At 55.2% G+C, this 16455-nt stretch carries 18 protein-coding genes; 5 read left to right on the forward strand and 13 right to left on the reverse strand.

Annotated elements, in window-relative coordinates; genetic code table 11:
- Positions 1 to 84: 84 nt before the first annotated feature.
- Positions 85 to 2007, reverse strand: a complete 1923-nt coding sequence (locus KUF54_RS08055) for a PrkA family serine protein kinase (protein ID WP_219346105.1) — start codon at positions 2005 to 2007, stop codon at positions 85 to 87.
- Between the two features lie 248 nt (positions 2008 to 2255).
- Between KUF54_RS08055 and KUF54_RS08060 the strand changes: the two genes are divergently transcribed.
- The gene (locus tag KUF54_RS08060) at positions 2256 to 2405 is read left to right on the forward strand and encodes a hypothetical protein (RefSeq protein ID WP_219346106.1); all 150 of its coding nucleotides are present in this window, start codon (positions 2256 to 2258) and stop codon (positions 2403 to 2405) included.
- A gap of 79 nt (positions 2406 to 2484) precedes the next feature.
- On the opposite strand, the gene KUF54_RS08065 is transcribed toward KUF54_RS08060, so the two are convergent.
- Entirely contained in the window at positions 2485 to 3378 is an 894-nt protein-coding gene (locus KUF54_RS08065) for an EamA family transporter (protein ID WP_219346107.1), read from the reverse strand.
- 97 nt (positions 3379 to 3475) lie between these two features.
- Between KUF54_RS08065 and KUF54_RS08070 the strand changes: the two genes are divergently transcribed.
- Together KUF54_RS08070 and KUF54_RS08075 are read left to right on the forward strand one after the other, a co-directional pair.
- Positions 3476 to 3943, forward strand: a complete 468-nt coding sequence (locus KUF54_RS08070) for an Lrp/AsnC family transcriptional regulator (RefSeq protein ID WP_219346108.1) — start codon at positions 3476 to 3478, stop codon at positions 3941 to 3943.
- A 132-nt stretch (positions 3944 to 4075) separates the two neighbouring features.
- Positions 4076 to 4378 carry a hypothetical protein gene (locus KUF54_RS08075; RefSeq protein ID WP_219346109.1) on the forward strand — a complete coding sequence of 101 codons (303 nt, stop codon included), beginning with the start codon at positions 4076 to 4078 and terminating at the stop codon, positions 4376 to 4378.
- Between the two features lie 31 nt (positions 4379 to 4409).
- On the opposite strand, the gene KUF54_RS08080 is transcribed toward KUF54_RS08075, so the two are convergent.
- The gene (locus tag KUF54_RS08080; protein WP_219346110.1) at positions 4410 to 5057 is read right to left on the reverse strand and encodes a LysE/ArgO family amino acid transporter; all 648 of its coding nucleotides are present in this window, start codon (positions 5055 to 5057) and stop codon (positions 4410 to 4412) included.
- Between the two features lie 69 nt (positions 5058 to 5126).
- Between KUF54_RS08080 and KUF54_RS08085 the strand changes: the two genes are divergently transcribed.
- Positions 5127 to 6059 (forward strand): HTH-type transcriptional regulator ArgP, encoded by a 933-nt coding sequence (locus tag KUF54_RS08085; RefSeq protein WP_219346111.1) that lies wholly within the window; start codon positions 5127 to 5129, stop codon positions 6057 to 6059.
- Between the two features lie 36 nt (positions 6060 to 6095).
- Here KUF54_RS08085 and KUF54_RS08090 read toward each other — a convergent pair whose 3' ends face one another.
- The 3 genes from KUF54_RS08090 to KUF54_RS08100 form a co-directional block, all read right to left on the reverse strand.
- Positions 6096 to 6599, reverse strand: a complete 504-nt coding sequence (locus tag KUF54_RS08090; RefSeq protein ID WP_219346112.1) for a DUF2721 domain-containing protein — start codon at positions 6597 to 6599, stop codon at positions 6096 to 6098.
- Between the two features lie 215 nt (positions 6600 to 6814).
- Positions 6815 to 7036, reverse strand: a complete 222-nt coding sequence (locus KUF54_RS08095) for a SlyX family protein (protein ID WP_219346113.1) — start codon at positions 7034 to 7036, stop codon at positions 6815 to 6817.
- Between the two features lie 6 nt (positions 7037 to 7042).
- Entirely contained in the window at positions 7043 to 8239 is a 1197-nt protein-coding gene (locus tag KUF54_RS08100) for a PLP-dependent aminotransferase family protein (RefSeq protein ID WP_219346114.1), read from the reverse strand.
- 299 nt (positions 8240 to 8538) lie between these two features.
- Here KUF54_RS08100 and KUF54_RS08105 point away from each other — a divergent pair, with 299 nt between their 5' ends.
- Positions 8539 to 10335, forward strand: coding sequence for a collagen-like triple helix repeat-containing protein (locus KUF54_RS08105; RefSeq protein ID WP_219346115.1), 1797 nt, complete (start codon positions 8539 to 8541; stop codon positions 10333 to 10335).
- Positions 10336 to 10594: 259 nt separating this feature from the next.
- Here the strand turns inward: KUF54_RS08105 and KUF54_RS08110 are convergent, their stop codons facing one another.
- The 7 genes from KUF54_RS08110 to ccoN form a co-directional block, all read right to left on the reverse strand.
- Positions 10595 to 10867, reverse strand: coding sequence for a hypothetical protein (locus KUF54_RS08110; RefSeq protein WP_219346116.1), 273 nt, complete (start codon positions 10865 to 10867; stop codon positions 10595 to 10597).
- A gap of 381 nt (positions 10868 to 11248) precedes the next feature.
- A complete protein-coding gene (locus tag KUF54_RS08115; RefSeq protein WP_219346117.1) occupies positions 11249 to 11554 on the reverse strand; it encodes a FixH family protein in 306 nt (101 codons plus the stop codon).
- Positions 11555 to 11621: 67 nt separating this feature from the next.
- The gene (gene ccoG, locus KUF54_RS08120; RefSeq protein ID WP_219346118.1) at positions 11622 to 13064 is read right to left on the reverse strand and encodes a cytochrome c oxidase accessory protein CcoG; all 1443 of its coding nucleotides are present in this window, start codon (positions 13062 to 13064) and stop codon (positions 11622 to 11624) included.
- A gap of 123 nt (positions 13065 to 13187) precedes the next feature.
- Positions 13188 to 14105 carry a cytochrome-c oxidase, cbb3-type subunit III gene (gene ccoP, locus KUF54_RS08125; RefSeq protein ID WP_219346119.1) on the reverse strand — a complete coding sequence of 306 codons (918 nt, stop codon included), beginning with the start codon at positions 14103 to 14105 and terminating at the stop codon, positions 13188 to 13190.
- A gap of 27 nt (positions 14106 to 14132) precedes the next feature.
- A complete protein-coding gene (locus KUF54_RS08130; protein WP_219346120.1) occupies positions 14133 to 14273 on the reverse strand; it encodes a CcoQ/FixQ family Cbb3-type cytochrome c oxidase assembly chaperone in 141 nt (46 codons plus the stop codon).
- Between the two features lie 18 nt (positions 14274 to 14291).
- The gene (ccoO, locus tag KUF54_RS08135) at positions 14292 to 14954 is read right to left on the reverse strand and encodes a cytochrome-c oxidase, cbb3-type subunit II (RefSeq protein WP_219346121.1); all 663 of its coding nucleotides are present in this window, start codon (positions 14952 to 14954) and stop codon (positions 14292 to 14294) included.
- 20 nt (positions 14955 to 14974) lie between these two features.
- Positions 14975 to 16411: a cytochrome-c oxidase, cbb3-type subunit I gene (ccoN, locus tag KUF54_RS08140; protein WP_219346122.1), complete on the reverse strand. Its 1437-nt coding sequence runs from the start codon at positions 16409 to 16411 to the stop codon at positions 14975 to 14977.
- Positions 16412 to 16455: the final 44 nt, after the last annotated feature.

Consider the following 16455-nt stretch of genomic DNA (forward strand, 5'->3'; position numbering starts at 1 on the left):
GAACACAACCCTTTTACCAGCGACCGTGATGCAGCAGGCATCGGCGTGTCGCCAACCCCTGCTCCACCAGCACAGTCACCCTTTCTAACTGCTCTTGCGCACGCGCAGGTACCACTCGCACAGCAAGCGAACCTGCTTGGGCGTGTAGCCCTTGGCCTCCATACGGGTGACAAAGTCTTCGTGCTTACGCGCATCTTCGGCGCTGGCCTTGGCGTTGAAGCTGATGACGGGGAGCAACTCCTCGGTGTTGGAGAACATTTTTTTCTCTATCACCACCCGAAGCTTTTCGTAGCTGGTCCAGCTCGGGTTTTTGCCCTGATTGTTAGCACGCGCGCGCAGCACAAAATTCACGATCTCGTTGCGAAAATCTTTGGGGTTGGCGATGCCTGCAGGCTTTTCCACCTTCTCTAACTCAGCGTTAAGGGCATTGCGGTCAAACACTTCGCCCGTGTCGGTATCACGGTACTCGCTGTCCTGAATCCAGTAGTCAGCGTAAGTCACATAGCGGTCAAAAATGTTCTGGCCGTACTCGCTATAGCTCTCTAGGTAAGCGGTCTGAATTTCTTTGCCAATGAACTCGGCATAGCGCTGTGACAAAAATTCTTTGATAAAGCCAACGTACTTGGTCTCCAGCTCTGCAGGAAACTGCTCGCGCTCAATTTGCCGCTCCAGCACATACATCAGGTGCACCGGGTTGGCCGCGACTTCGGTGCTGTCGTAGTTAAAGACCTTAGCCAAAATCTTGAAAGCAAACCGGGTGGAGATGCCCTCCATACCTTCATCCACGCCGGCGTAATCACGGTATTCTTGAAAGCTCTTGGCCCGCGGGTCGGTGTCTTTGAGGCTATCGCCGTCATATACCTGCATCTTGCTAAAGATACTGGAGTTTTCAGGTTCTTTCAGGCGCGTAAGCACAGAGAACTGGGCCATCATCTTGAGCGTGCCGGGCGCACATGCCGCTTGGGCAAGCGACGACTCCCGAATGAGCTTTTCATAGATGCGAACCTCTTCGCTCACACGCAGGCAATAAGGCACTTTGACGATATAGATACGGTCAAGAAAAGCCTCGTTGTTTTTGTTGTTCCGAAACGCCTTCCATTCGCTTTCGTTGCTGTGCGCCAGCACCACGCCATCAAACGGAATTGCGCCAAATCCTTCTGTTCCTTTGTAGTTACCTTCCTGCGTGGCGGTCAGCAACGGGTGCAGCACCTTGATGGGCGCCTTGAACATTTCTACAAACTCAAGCAATCCCTGATTGGCCAAGCACAGGCCACCGGAATAACTATAGGCATCGGTATCGTCTTGCGAGAAATTTTCAAGCTTGCGAATATCCACCTTACCCACCAAGCTGGAGATATCTTGATTATTCTCATCGCCCGGTTCTGTCTTGGCAATGCCAATCTGTTTAAGGATATTGGGGTAGCGTTTAACCACTCGGAACTGGCGAATATCACCGCCAAATTCTTCCAGCCGCTTCACCGCCCAAGGCGAGAGCACATGCTGCAAACTGCGCCTAGGAATGCCGAACTCTTCTTCCAACACCGGGCCGTCTTCCGTAATGTCAAAAAGGCCTAGCGGTGACTCATTCACCGGCGAGCCTTTGAGCGCATAAAACGGTGCTTTTTGCATCAGATATTTGAGGCGCTCAGCAATCGAGCTTTTACCGCCGCCCACCGGCCCGAGCAAATACAGAATTTGCTTGCGCTCTTCGAGCCCCTGAGCTGCATGTCGAAAGAAACTCACCACCTGCTCGATGGCGTCTTCCATTCCATAAAACTCAGAGAACGCGGGGTAGCGGCGAATCACCTTGTTGGCAAACAAACGCGAGAGCACTGGGTCGTTGCGGGTGTCCACCATCTCGGCCTCACCAATCACCGTCAACATGCGTTGAGCGGCGCTCGCATAGGCCATTGGGTCACGCTGGCACAGGGCTAGATACTCATCCAGAGACATTTCTTCTTCACGCATGCGGACATAGCGTGCTGCGGAATTACTGATGACATCCATATGATCTCCCGTGGCGGCACCAGAGCTCAAATAAGTGCCGCAAAGTTGCTGGACATTTCTTACCGTGTGATCTCGTTGTAGCACCTTGCTACTAATTTGAATAGACCGAAACTCCTACAAATTAAAAGCGCCCGCGCCAGCGACCAGTACAAATTGAGCAACTCAAAAAGGGATAAAAAAATACTTTAAAAAGTCTGCCGATCACGGCATTTTTTGTACCTATCTGTGCGCCGCATCACATATTTTTGATGTTTCAAAGTCTTGAAGATGCATTCGCCCGCACCACTTTCACAGCCCATAAAAAAACGCTGCCGAAGCAGCGCTTTGTGTTTTCACGACGAGAAAAAGTGAGCGTTGAGCGTTTAAATCAAGGGTTTTTGACTACGAAAAATGCATGAAACCCTTGAGTTGTAAAGCACTTACAGCACCTTATTTCATAGCGCGCACCATTAAACGCTGCAAAGCCATTGCTCAACATCAAGCAGCGGCAGAAGACTCAGGCTTTGCCGCTTTGCTCGAAGGACGTGAAATTGCACTACCCATGGCTGCTGCCATGATGCAGGCGATGGCAGCCCATTGCATGAGCGTCAAATTCTCACTAAGAAGCATCATGCCCATGAAAGCGGCAATGGCTGGCTCCGTAGCAAGTGCAATGCCAAAAGTCGCAGGCGGCAAGCGGCGCAAAGCCATCATCTCAAGCGTATAGGGCAAAGCGCTTGAGATAGCCGCCACCATGATGCCGAACAACAAGATGGATGGAGTGAGCAACTTCGCACCCGCCTCAGCCACACCAAACGGCACAACAACAAATGCCGCACACAACAAGCCCAGCGATACTGCCTGCCCGCTGGGAATATTGCCCAAACGCCTGCCCAGCACGATATACAAGGCCCAGCAAATCGCCGCGCCCACTGCACATGCAATACCCACAGGGGAAAGCTGCAAGCTCGCGGCATTGGCACCAAAAGGCAAGATCAGCGCCAGCCCCACAATGGCCAGCGCCAGCCAGACGAAATCAACCGCCCGGCGCGAGTAATAAATAGCGACAGCCAGCGGCCCAGAAAATTCAATGGCCACGGCAATGCCAAAGGGAATGTCGCGCAGCGCCATATAGAACATGAGATTCATGCCCCCCAAGGCCACGCCAAAAGACAACAAAGCCAAGGCTTGCTGGCGGTTCAACGACCAGCGCCATGGCCGCCAAATGCACACCAGCATCAACGCGGCAAACCCCACGCGCAGCGCTGATGTGCCCTGCGCTCCCACCAATGGAAACAACTGCTTTGCCAGCGACGTACCCACCCCAAGAGCCGTGACCGAGCCTAACACGGCCAGCACGGGCCACCAATGATTCCAGCTATTTTTTGACATAGGAGCGTACGATATTGCATAACACCCGTGAAATTTGCTCATTTTTCAGGTTGTTTGCGCAAGATTCGCTCTCTTCATCCTCCGCACCTCTCACGCCATGCCCGCTGCCGACCTCGACTCTTTTGACCGCGCCATCCTTGCTCTGCTTCAGCAAGACAACCTCATGCCCCAGCGCATGATTGCCGAGCAAATTAGCCTTTCTGCACCCGCCGTGCAGCGGCGCATCAAACGCCTGCAAGAAACGGGCGTCATTGCGGCCAATGCGGCGGTGCTGGACCCCGTGAAGCTAGGCCGCACGCTGACCGCCATCATCACCGTGCAACTGGTCAATGACAGGCCAGACCTGTCTCGCGACTTCAGGGCACGCATTGCCCATGAAGTCGCCGTTCAGCAATGCTTTTACGTCACAGGTGAGACCGACTACATCCTCACCGTGACTGCAACGGACATGGATGACTACCAAGCTATTTGCAAGCGCTTGTTTGAAGGCGACGAAAACATTCGCCGCTTCAGCACCTCGATTGCGTTAGAGCGCATTAAGACGGGGCTGCAGCTGCCTTTGTAAATGAACGGCTGAAGTGGCTGCGCAACAGCGCCTAAGTAGAAACTAGCGCGACATGAAACAAAGTGCAACAATCATCGCAAGCCTCGTATCCTACGAGCAATCAACCTGAAAGCCCACGCCCAAGGAGAAGTGATGAAGATCTCTACCGCAGCATCGCCAGACATGGCTGTTTTGGTTGCAGACCGCACCGTAGATAAGTACGCCAAGGATTACTTCCCCCGACGCGAACAGGTGACGATTTCCTTTCGCGGGGATATTGCTGAAAAACACAACTACGACAAGATTCGCCCCCTGTCTGAAGCGCAGCGCCACGACCCTAGTACGGTGTTGATTGAAGGCCTGAGCCAGAAAAAAGGCACGACAGCGATGTACCGCATTGAGTGCAATAACTGGAACCTGATTGAAGCCGTCGCTCTGTGGGAGCAACCGGCTTAAAGTTTGAAGCAGCTAGGCCGAAAATAAGACCTCAAACCTCCATCGCCATCGCGCTGCTGCCGACCCACCACGCAAGGCCGAGCATCATCAAGGCCGTCATGCCATCCATGATGCGCCAGGCCTTGGGCTGCTCAAACAAATGCTTCATGCGACGGCCCGCAAAAGCAAGCAGCACAAACCAGCTCAAGCTGGCGCAAGCCGCGCCCAGCACATAAGACCAGCGGTTCACACCTTCTTGGCGCGCGCCTATGGAGCCAGCAAGCAGCACCGTATCCAGATACACATGTGGGTTGAGCAAGGTCAGCGCAACCAAGACGGCCAGTACATTTCTCAGGCGGCGAGACTCAGGATTGGCAGATTGGCTGTGCAAGTCCACATCCGGCGCGGCGTACATGCGCCACAGCGCAAACAGGCCGTAGGCCAGCAAAAAGGCAGCGCCGCCCAGCGTGAGGTAACGCGCAAGCTCGGGGTAGCTTTGCAGCATTTGAGACATACCTGCTACCCCGACAACCACCAGCAGCACATCGCTAGTCACACACCAAGCCACGCAGGCGCGCACATGCTCTCCCCTCACGGCCTGGCGCAAGACATAGAGATTTTGCGCCCCGATGGAGATGATGAGCGAAGCCAAAACGGTGAAGCCGACCAGCCAAGAAGATGAAAAATTACCGGTAAACATGGCATGAATTATCGGTAACGCAGCATCTTAAGTAAAATTACATTTACTCAATCAAATTAAGAAACTCTAATGTTTGATTACGCCGGACTAGAAGCACTGTCAGCCGTGGTGCGCGAAGGCAGCTTTGAGCGGGCCGCTCACAAACTGCATGTCTCACCCTCGGCCGTTTCCCAGCGCATCAAACTCCTGGAAGAGCGCGTGGGCCAAGCCTTGGTGCTGCGCGGCCAGCCTTGCACGGGCACTGATGCGGGCCGGCGCTTGTGCTTACATGTGGAGCAAGTGGCCTTGCTGGAAAACGATTTGCGCCGCAAAAACCCAGCGCTCATTCCAGAAGGTCAAGCCACCCTGCCCTCGATCAAGTTGGCCGTGAATGCGGACTCGCTGTCGACTTGGTTTATGCAAGCCATGGCTGCTTTTACGCAAAACGGCAACGAGTTGCTGGAGATCAGCATTGACGACCAAGACCACACAGCCAAGCGTTTGAAGGAAGGTGAAGTCATGGCCGTAGTGACGGCAACGGCCACGCCCATCACCGGCTGCAATACCTGGCCGCTGGGCCGCATGCGCTACATCGCAGTAGCTAGCTCGGGCTTTATTCAAGAGCATTTGCCCAACGGCATCACCGCGCAGGAAATCGCCCGCACACCTGTGATGTGCTACGACCGCAAAGACAGCTTGCAAGACCAGTGGCTACAAAGCTTGGGCGTAGATGGGCGGCGCAACAGCGATCGCCACTTTTTGCCATCCAACCAAGGCTATACGCGGGCCTGTCAGCTGGGGATGGGCTGGGGCATGCACCCCGAGGCATTGATTGCGCCCCAACTCGCCGATGGCAGCCTGATTGAATTACTACCCGGCCATGACCTCTACATTCCCATGTACTGGTGCCATACGCGCAGCGCCCAACACAGTCTGCAACGTCTCACAGACTGCGTTATTGAAGCGGCAGCGAGTTGTCTGGAGCCGACGATGGCCGGCAGAAGCCCTAGAGAACAGTCTTAGAGACTTGCATTTATGGATCAACGCTGCAGGCTTTGTTTACTTCAAACCCGGCGTTGCATCACCAGTCACCTGCCGAGCAGCTGCCTTGGCTTGGGTGAGCATGTGAAAGTCCAAAATACGGGTGGCCATAATGGTTTCCCAAAGAAAGCACAGCAGCGCCATCACAAAAGCCAACACCCCCAGCAAAAAGCTCACAACGGCATAGCTGTGACCGTTGACGCCATAGGCCTGGCCCACAAACATCAAAACAATGGTCAGCCCAATACACATGCCGCACAGAGTCAGCAGTGCAATCGATACATTGGCCAGCCGGCCGCGCTCGCGCAGGTAGTGCAACTCAGTGAGGCTGCGGGCAATGAGTTCATGATCAGTGGCTGTACGCAGGTTCTCTTCAAGCTTGCGGGCGCGATCAATGATGCGGGCGAGTCGCCCCGCGACAGAGCCAATCATGCCGGCCACCGCCGTCAAAAAAAATACCGGCGCAACCGCCAGTTGAATGCTGTGGGTGACCGTCTGCGCGTCGATGGACCAGATGCTCATGGCGTCCTCAAAATCAGGGCATCAATAAAAGCTTGATGCAACTATTTTCCACGCTAACAGCGCATGCAATCAGGATTTTTATGCAATAAATCAGGCAACTTATATTGCATCAAAATTCATAGCTAGAAGTCTAGCAATTACCTTGACTCAAAGGCAATTTGACATAAAAAAAGGCCAGATTATTCATCTGGCCTTTTTGTTCAAGCACTGGCGTCTCAATAGTGCGGCGGCAACTCGTCACGCAGGTTGTGTGACGGGCCCGCACCGCCTTCAGGCGCTTGGCGTTTGAGTTCACGCACCTCGTTAATCAGTGCGTCCATTTGCTGCTGCTGACGATAGATCGTCATATTGAGTTGCTCCAGCAAATCCTCGGTATAGCTGGCTTTGATTTCCAGCTCCATGATTCGATCTTGCAAAACGTCTTGTGTATCACTCATATCTGCTTAAGCCTTCAGCGCCTTGGCAAGGCGTGCAACGCCTTCCCGAATCTTGTCCTCGTCGGCCGTGGCAAACGAGAGGCGGAAAGTCGCGTTATCTTCGTTCTGCGCATAAAACGGTGCACCGGGCACAAAGGCCACGCCTTCGGCAATCGCCTTCTTGGCCAGCACAGCCGCATCGGCCAACTGACCCCGCGCACCGGTCAGTCGCACCCACATAAACAGGCCGCCCGCAGGCTGCACAAACTCCACCGCATCGCCAAGCTGCTCACGCAGCAAATCGCCCATGGCCTTGGCACGCTTGGCATAAACCTCGCGCACATGGGCCAGCGTTTTGGGCATCACACCGCTTTTCAGATATTGAGCAGCAGTGGCTTGGGCAAAGGTGCTGGTGTGTGCGTCGCTAAACTGCTTGCACATCACGGCGCGCGCCAGCAACTCTGGCTGGGCAATCACCCAGCCAATGCGAAGGCCGGGGCTGAGCACCTTGGAGAGAGAGCCGCAATGCGCCAGCCACTCACGGCTGCCGGGCACTTCGCGGCTTAGCGACAGCAGGCTGGCGGGAGGTGCCTCATCAAAGTACAGATCGCCATAGGGGTCGTCTTCCACCACCAAGGTTTGGTATTTGACGGCCAACTCCAGCACTTTTTTACGACGCTCCAAGTTCAGCATGGCACCGCTGGGGTTGCCAAAAGTGGGAATCAAATAAACCAGCTTGGGCTTGTGCTCGGCGATTAGCGCTTCGAGTTCATCGGTCTTCACGCCATGCTCATCTACAGGCGCTGAAATGACTTGCGCGCCATACAGGCGAAAGCACTGAATGGTGGCCAAAAAGGTCGGGCCTTCGACGATGACTTTGTCACCCTCATCGAGCATGGTCTTGCCCAGCAAGTCCAGCGCCTGCTGACTGCCGGTGGTGACGATGAGCTGCTCAGCTGCCACATCGGGCACGCCCTTGCTGGCCATGAAGGTCGAGAGTTGCTCGCGCAGCGGCAGATAGCCCTCAGTTGCGCCGTACTGCAGTGCCGCGCCAGCCTCTTCTTGCAAAGCCTTGGCCGAGGCAGCGCTGATGCCAGCGACGTCAAACATGGCGCTGTCCGGAAAGCCCCCAGCAAAACTGATGATGCCCGGCTTGCCAAGCAGCTTGAACAGTTCACGGATCGCAGAGGTTTCTACGTTATCGAGTCGTTTAGCGAATTGCATATGGTTTTTTGGTTGAAGCGCTACAGAAATCACGTCGCTGTTGAAGCGGCATGCATCTATTGTGGCGTGAGCAATAGCCCACTAGAGGAAATTCATATTTTTGTAGGACACATTCTCACTAACTCGTAATCAAACTCCTACCAGAAACCACAAATTGATAGTAAATGTTAATTAAATGTAGTCCAAACTCTGTAAGTTTGAATTGGACAGTTTCTGTCATAGCAAGGAATATCAACCTACAGATTCATGGGCAGTTGGTTCAGGGGATGCTGAATTGGCTTTTTAGGTAGCGAGGATATATGCGAAACATTAATTTCAAGGGTGACTCCCAAACTGAAGCGATTGCAGCTAAAAACACATTGAAGCTGCGCACTTTGTGCAGCATCGCATTAATCGCAAGCCTTTCTGCATGCTCGAGCAGCGGCTCTTTACGCAGTGATTTAGGTCCCAACGGCTCTGGTGGCGGTGGAATTGCAGCTGGAGGCATTGGAGCTGGCGGCGGCGGTAATACCGGCGGAACAATAGGTGGTTCTACAGGCGGTTCCACAGGCGGCTCACCAGGTAACAACAATAACGACGCATCAACGCCACCCATTGCAGGCAACCCCAATCCTAATCCCGGCACAGGCCCTAACCCTGGCACAGGCCCTACGCCAGTGCCTCCCAATAACTCAAGCGGCGTGATTACGGATGCCAACGCCCTTGTCGTTTCTGTACTCGGAGCAGCAACCAATGGCACACCTTTAAGCGGCATTGCTCAACCTGCTGGCGGCATTCTCGGCAACGTCAGCAATGCAGTTGCCAGCGTGGGCAATGGCGTGACTACGGGACTAAGCCAAATCGGCACCTCCTCCAACCCAGTAGGCACTACGTTGCAAGGCGTTGCACCCGCAGTTGGGGCCTTGGGCGCATCGGTCAGCGCTATTGGCCAAACCGTAAGCGCTTTAGATAAGCCCCAGCTGAGCATTGTGGGCGATGTCGCCGGCCTTGCCGGAGGCACTGTGCAGACCCTTGGCGCAACCCTCTCTGGTGCGCAAGCCGCAGTGGCTCAGTTGAGCAATAGCCAACTAGTCTCTGGCCTGACCACACAAGTGAGTCAAGTGGTAAACCCTGTCGTGGGTACTGTTCTCGGCACAACCCAAAATTTGCTGCAAACCACCGGACTTGACCAGCCCGTCAACAACCTTCTTGGAACTGTAGGCGGCGTACTCAATCACGTCGGTAACGGAGTGACCGGGACAGGAGCGCCCATCATCGCCCCCCTTGGAGCTGTCGTTTCTGGTGTCGGCCAAACCGTAGCAGGCTTGGGCGGCGCCCTTACGGGATCAGGAATGCAAAGCTTGAACCAGGGACTGCAGGGCGGCGTCATTGGCGGGCTCACAGGTGGTGCCGCGGGTGCGGGCGGTACACCGGGCGGCGCCGGCGGATCAATCGGTTCTGGCAATCTTGTCGGCGGCGTACTGGGTACGGTCACAGGCATTACGGGCGGTGTCACAGGTGGCATTCTCGGCGGTCAAGGCGGCATCAGTAATGGCCTTGGCGGAAATTTGGTCGGCGGCGTGCTGAACACGGCTGGCGGCTTAGTCGGCGGCATTACCGAAGGTATCGGTGGCGTTGGCGGTGCAGGCGGCATCGGAAATGGCCCTGGCGGAAATTTGGTCGGCGGGGTTCTGAACACGGCTGGCGGCTTAGTCGGCGGCGTCACCGGAGCTATCGGTGGCGTTGGCGGTGCAGGCGGCATCGGGAATGGCGCTGGCGGAAATTTGGTCGGCAGCGTTCTGAACACGGCTGGCGGCTTAGTTGGCGGCGTCACCGCAGGCATTGGCGGTGTAGCAGGCGGCAGCAATACCGGTGGCTCGACAGCTCCTGTCGGTAATTTGGTTGGCGGTGTTTTAGGTGCGGTGACAGGTGTCGTAGGAGGCTTGGTCGGCGGTGTCGGCGCAATCACTTCTGGCGCGACCGCGGGTGGAGGCACGGGCAACACGGCTGTGAGCGGCGGCGCTACGATTAATGGCTCCGGCTCTTTGCTGGGCGGTTTGCTTGGCGGCGGTTTGGGGATTGGTATCGGTGGCGGAGCTGTCTCCAGCAGCAAGTAAGCTGCTCATTCAATAAAAGCGCCCTAGGCGCTTTTACATTTCACAAGCCCGATGGAGTTCTGCTCATCGGGCTTTCTTCATTAGAGTTTGATGTGGCTCAGTTTAGATTTTGGGCCGCTAACACAACCCAGCAAACCACAGGTTTGCGTTTGAGACGAGGCGCGAAGCCGCAGGCAGTACATGCCGTACGACAAGGCGAAGTAACGAGTATCAAGGGAGTGTTCGCGGCCCCTATTCAAATCTCGAATGAGACATTCTCTTACTGCACTGACTCCACCCGTGGCTCAGAGACAATGCCGCCATTCAAGTCATGGGCGGATCGACCCAGAGCCGTGACCATCAACGCGCCGATGATGGAAACCAGCCAAAAGGCAAAAAACGCCGCCGTATAAATGGCACTGCGCGACCATTCCAGCGACGAGCCCAGCCACTGCACATTCTGCGGATCGACAAAGGCAAACACCACCAGCTCCATGATGGCAGCCATCAAAAATGCGGGCCAAACAATCCATATCCAGCGTCGAGTTTGCATAGCGAATCTCCTTGAACTGTGGGTCTGATCCTATTTTGCACAGGTGTGGCGGCGTTAGGGGCTGCTTTGCGGGCTTGCACCAAGGCGGGAAACCCGCGATGACTATAGTTTTAAGAGCACTTAGTCCATTCACTGGCTTAACTTCAAGCCTATTTTCCCTTGAAAGCAAGAAAAAAAAAGGACTTAACGCTCACATCTTTAAGCACTATGAGCGGCTAACACAACTTAGCAAATCGAAGATTTACGATTGAGACGAGGCGCGAAGCCGCAGGCAATACAAGCGTACGACAAGGCGAAGCAACGACGTATCAAAGGATGTGTTTGCGGCTCTAACAACAAAGGCCGCAAAGCGGCCTTAAGTGCAAAAGCTCCAACACGACTTCAGCGGTCAGTCGGGTGATCCTTAGCAGGTGTCGCCGCATGGTTGCGGCCGGTAACCGCTGGGGCCAGACTTTTTTCGCCATCAGACAGGCGCTGATTGATTTCCAGACCATGGCGGTAGTAGTCTGGGTCGATCACGGGGTCAGGCTTGCTCATGGCGATATAGCCCGTTACCAAACCTGCAATCACAACGACAAAAGGGCCGGAAAGAACGAGCCAAACATGGCCAAACTTCCACCAAGGCTTGCCGTCTTCGGGGTGGATGATTTTGAGCGGCTGAGAAGCTTTTGTGGGTGCTGCCGACATGATGAAACCTTTTATTCAATGATGCTGCAGAGCATTCCAAATACGGATTGAATGCTCTGCATTTTAGTTAACGCGGAACGAGGAAGACCGTTTTCTCAGACACCTTGCCTGAGCCAACGCTGACCGCATCCACATTAAAGTGAACTGGGTGCGAGCCTGCATCTGCCGAGCCGTAGGGAATTTGCAGCCGCACGGCAATACCGCGCGTCTCAGCCGGGCCGACGACCACTTCTTGCTCAGATGCGACTTGCAGCTGATCCAAGCCCACAGCGCTGATGCGGTAGTGCTGCTCAGACTCTGTGGCGTTCATGATCTGCAGGCGGTAAACGTTCTCCAGCTTGCCACCAGCCACAATGCGCGAGAGCGCCCCGCGGTCGCGAATGATGTCCACCTTCAGCGGCTCGCGCATGACCAGACTCGCAATCATGGCGATGCTGAGCGCCACCAGCACGGCGGAGTAAATCAGCACCCGTGGACGGAAGATGCGGCGAATAACCTGTGCATGCTTCCACGCTTTGGTGATGGCGTTTTGCGTAGTCAGGCGAATCAGGCCACGCGGGTACTCCATCTTGTCCATCACGGTGTTGCAAGCATCAATGCACAGGCCGCAGCCAATGCATTCGTACTGCAAGCCTTTTCGGATGTCGATACCTACGGGGCAAACCTGCACGCACAAGCTGCAATCAATACAGTCGCCCAAGCCCTGACTTTGGTAATCCACGCCTTTTTTGCGCGGCCCGCGACCTTCACCGCGACCGGTGTCGTAGCTGACGACCATGGTGTCGTTATCAAACATGGCACTTTGAAAGCGCGCATAGGGGCACATGTATTTGCAGACCTGCTCGCGCATATAGCCTGCATTGCCGTAGGTGGCAAAAGCGTAGAACAGCACCCAGAAAATTTGCCAGCCCCCTTGCAGAGCAAACAACTGCGTGGCCAACTCACGAATGGGGACAAAGTAGCCGACGAAGGTAAAACCCGTCCACAGCGCCACCGCCAGCCAGAGAAACTGCTTGAGCGACTTTTTCCAGACTTTCTCAAACGTCCAGCCGTTTTTATCAAGGCGCATGCGCGCGCTGCGCTCGCCTTCCACCTTGCTTTCAATCCAGACAAAGATCTCGGTGTAAACCGTCTGCGGGCAAGAAAAGCCGCACCACAGCCGCCCTGCCACCGCCGTAAACAAGAACAGCGCCAGCGCCGAGATGATCAATAGGCCCGTCAAATAGATAAAGTCCTGCGGGTACAGAACCAGACCAAAAATATAAAAGCGCCGCGCTTCCAGATCGAACAGCAGCATCTGGCGCTCGCCCCATTGCAACCAGGGCATGCCATAGAAGAACAGCTGGGTCAAAACCACCATCGCCCAGCGCCAGCGCGCAAACAGGCCCGTGATGGAGCGCGAGTAAACCTTTTGCTCCGACACAAACATCGGAACTTTGCTGTGCCCCTCATCAGGCTCGGCAGTCGCAATCGGGATGATCTTGCGAGCATTCCCTTTGTCGGATTGCATGGAAATTCCTTAATACATCAGAAGCGTTGGAAAGCTAGCCTCTAAAAAACGGAGCAAAAAACAAAGGTGCAAAAGAGATGCGCAAAAAAGAGAGGCGCATTAAGCGCCGCTCTTTCTAGTGACTTACTTTTGCGCTGTCCCGTCTTGACGCGACAGATTCCACACATAAGAAGCCAGCACCGAGATTTGTGTATCGGTCAGCTTGTCCTTTTGCGCAGGCATTTCGCTGTGCTTGCCCTTGTTGACGATGTTGACGATGGCCGCTTCACCCCAGCCATGCAGCCAGATGTCGTCCGCCAAATTGGGCGCGCCCATCGCAGTGTTACCCTTGCCGTCCATACCGTGGCAAGCCGCACAAGAGACAAACTTGGACTTGCCCAGAGATGCCTTCACAGCATCGTGCGGACTGCCCGACAAACTCAGCACGTAGTGCGCCACATTGCGTACATCTTCGCCCGTACCGACTGCCGCCGCCATAGGAGGCATCACGCCAATACGACCATTAACAATGGTTTGTTTGATGTTTTCAGGCGTTCCGCCATGCAGCCAGTCGCTATCGGCCAAGTTGGGGAAGCCCTTGCTGCCGCGAGCATCGGAGCCGTGGCACTGCGCGCAGTTGTTCATAAACAGACGCTCGCCGATGGCCATGGCTTGGGGATCCTTGGCCATTTCTTCGGTGGGCATGCTGGTGAACTTGGCGTACATGGGCTCTAAGTCGGTCTTGGCCTTGGCCATTTCACGCTCATAGGCACCGTTTTGGCTCCAGTCCAGCTTGCCATTAAAGGCACCCAAACCGGGGTACGCGACCAAATAGCCCAAGCTAAAAACGATGGTGATCACAAACAAACCAATCCACCATTTGGGCATGGGGTTGTTGAGTTCACGCAGGTCTTCGTCCCAGACATGGCCTGTGGTGTTGTCGCCTGTGGGGTCCACCTTTTTACGGGCGACCACAAACAGCAGCACCAAGCAGCCAACGATGCCGATCAGCGTGATCGCCGCGACATAGACCGACCAAAAATTATTTACGAAATCGCTCATGGGATGTTCTCGTTATGGTGGTCCGGCTCAATCTTCCTGCAGGAAGGGCAACTGAGCTGCTTCGTCAAAACGGGCCTGATTGCGGCGGGCATACGCCCACCACCAAATGCCCAGGAAGCAGGCCATCGATGCCAGCGTGGCAACAATGCGCATGGTGGTGATATCCATTTGCAGCTCCTTGTTCTCTTATTTGACGGCGCGGCCCAGAACCTGCAGATAGGAGATCACTGCCTCCATCTCGGTCTTGCCCTTGACGTCAGCCTGCGAAGCGGCGATTTCTTCATCGCTGTAAGGCACGCCCACTTTGCGCAAAGCGCTCATGCGCTGGGCCACCACGGTGTCATCGACCTTACTGGTCTCAAGCCACGGATAGGCAGGCATGTTGGACTCAGGCACCACATCACGCGGGTTGTTCAGGTGAATGCGATGCCATTCATCGCTGTACTTGCCGCCCACGCGGTGCAAGTCAGGGCCGGTGCGCTTGGAGCCCCACTGGAAGGGGTGGTCGTACACAAACTCACCCGCCACCGAGTAGTGGCCGTAGCGCATGGTCTCAGCGCGGAAGGGGCGAATCATCTGCGAGTGGCAGTTGTAGCAACCTTCACGCAGATACACATCGCGGCCCATCAGCTGCAAGGGGGTGTAGGGCTTCAAACCGGCCACCGCTTCTGTGGTGGACTTTTGAAAGAACAGCGGAACAATTTCCACCATACCGCCCACCAGCAGCACGCACAGCGTCAACACAATCAACAAGAAGTTGTTGGTCTCGATCTTTTCGTGCGAGAAGCCTTTTGAAGCCTCTGCTGCCTTAGGGGCCGCGTTAGGAGTTGCGTTATTTTTTTCAGACATTGCTTGTTACTCCTCAATGCTTAGGCATGGGCCATCAAGGCTGGCACAGCCACCTTCACGGGACGACCGGCCACGGCAGTCTTCCAAGTGTTCCAAGCCATGACCAGCATGCCGCCCAGATACAGCAGGCCACCGGTGGCGCGAATCACATAGAAGGGATAGGTCGCCTTCACGCTTTCGACAAAGGTGTAGGTCAGCGTTCCATCGGGGTTGATGGCGCGCCACATCAGGCCTTGCATCACACCGGCAATCCACATGGCGGCGATGTACAGCACGATGCCGACAGTGGCCATCCAGAAGTGCAGCTCAATAGCGGGCACGGAGTGCATTTTTTCGCGGCCAAACAGGCGGGGGATCAGGTAGTAGAGCGAACCCATGGTGATCAGACCCACCCAGCCCAAAGCGCCGGAGTGAACGTGACCCACTGTCCAGTCGGTGTAGTGGCTCAGCGCATTGACGGTCTTGATGGCCATCATCGGGCCTTCAAACGTGGACATGCCGTAGAAAGACAGCGACACGATCAAGAAGCGCAAGATAGGATCGTCGCGCAGTTTGTGCCATGCACCCGACAGCGTCATGATGCCGTTGATCATGCCGCCCCAGCTGGGAGCGAGAAGAATCAGCGAGAACACCATGCCCACGGATTGCGTCCAGTCAGGCAGCGCGGTGTAGTGCAGGTGGTGAGGGCCGGCCCACATATACGTGAAGATCAGCGCCCAGAAGTGAACGATCGACAGGCGGTACGAATACACGGGGCGACCGGCTTGCTTGGGGATGAAGTAATACATCATGCCCAAGAAGCCAGCGGTCAAGAAAAAGCCTACCGCGTTATGGCCGTACCACCACTGAATCATCGCGTCTTGCACACCTGCGTAGGCCGAGTAGCTCTTCATCCAGCCTGCAGGAATGGAGATGTTATTCACCACATGCAGCAAAGCCACCGCCAAAATAAAGGCGGCGAAGAACCAGTTGGCCACATAAATGTGGCGCACTTTGCGGATGCCGATGGTGCCGAAAAACACAATGGCGTAAGACACCCAAGTCACGGTGATCAGCAGATCAATCGGCCACTCCAGCTCGGCATATTCCTTGCCTTGCGTGTAGCCCAGCGGCAAGCTGATAGCCGCCGCCACAATGACCAATTGCCAGCCCCAAAAGGTAAGGCTGGCCAGCTTGGGCATAAATAGTTTGGTCTGGCAGGTGCGCTGCACCACGTAGTAGCTGGTCGCAAACAGCGCCGAGCCGCCAAAGGCAAAAATCACGGCATTGGTATGCAGCGGGCGCAGACGCCCGTAGCTCAGCCACGGAATGCCGAAGTTGAGTTCAGGCCAAGCCAGCTGGGCGGCGATAAAAACGCCCACAGCCATACCCACCACCCCCCAAACCACCGCCATGATAGAGAACTGCCTTACGACCGTATCGTCGTAATAGACAGCCTTGTTATTTGTTGCTTCCATCGGGCACCTCTTAGATTTCTACAGAGTGTTTATCAGTTACACAT

Source organism: Comamonas sp. Y33R10-2, assembly GCF_019355935.1.
Classification (GTDB): Bacteria; Pseudomonadota; Gammaproteobacteria; order Burkholderiales; family Burkholderiaceae_C; genus Comamonas.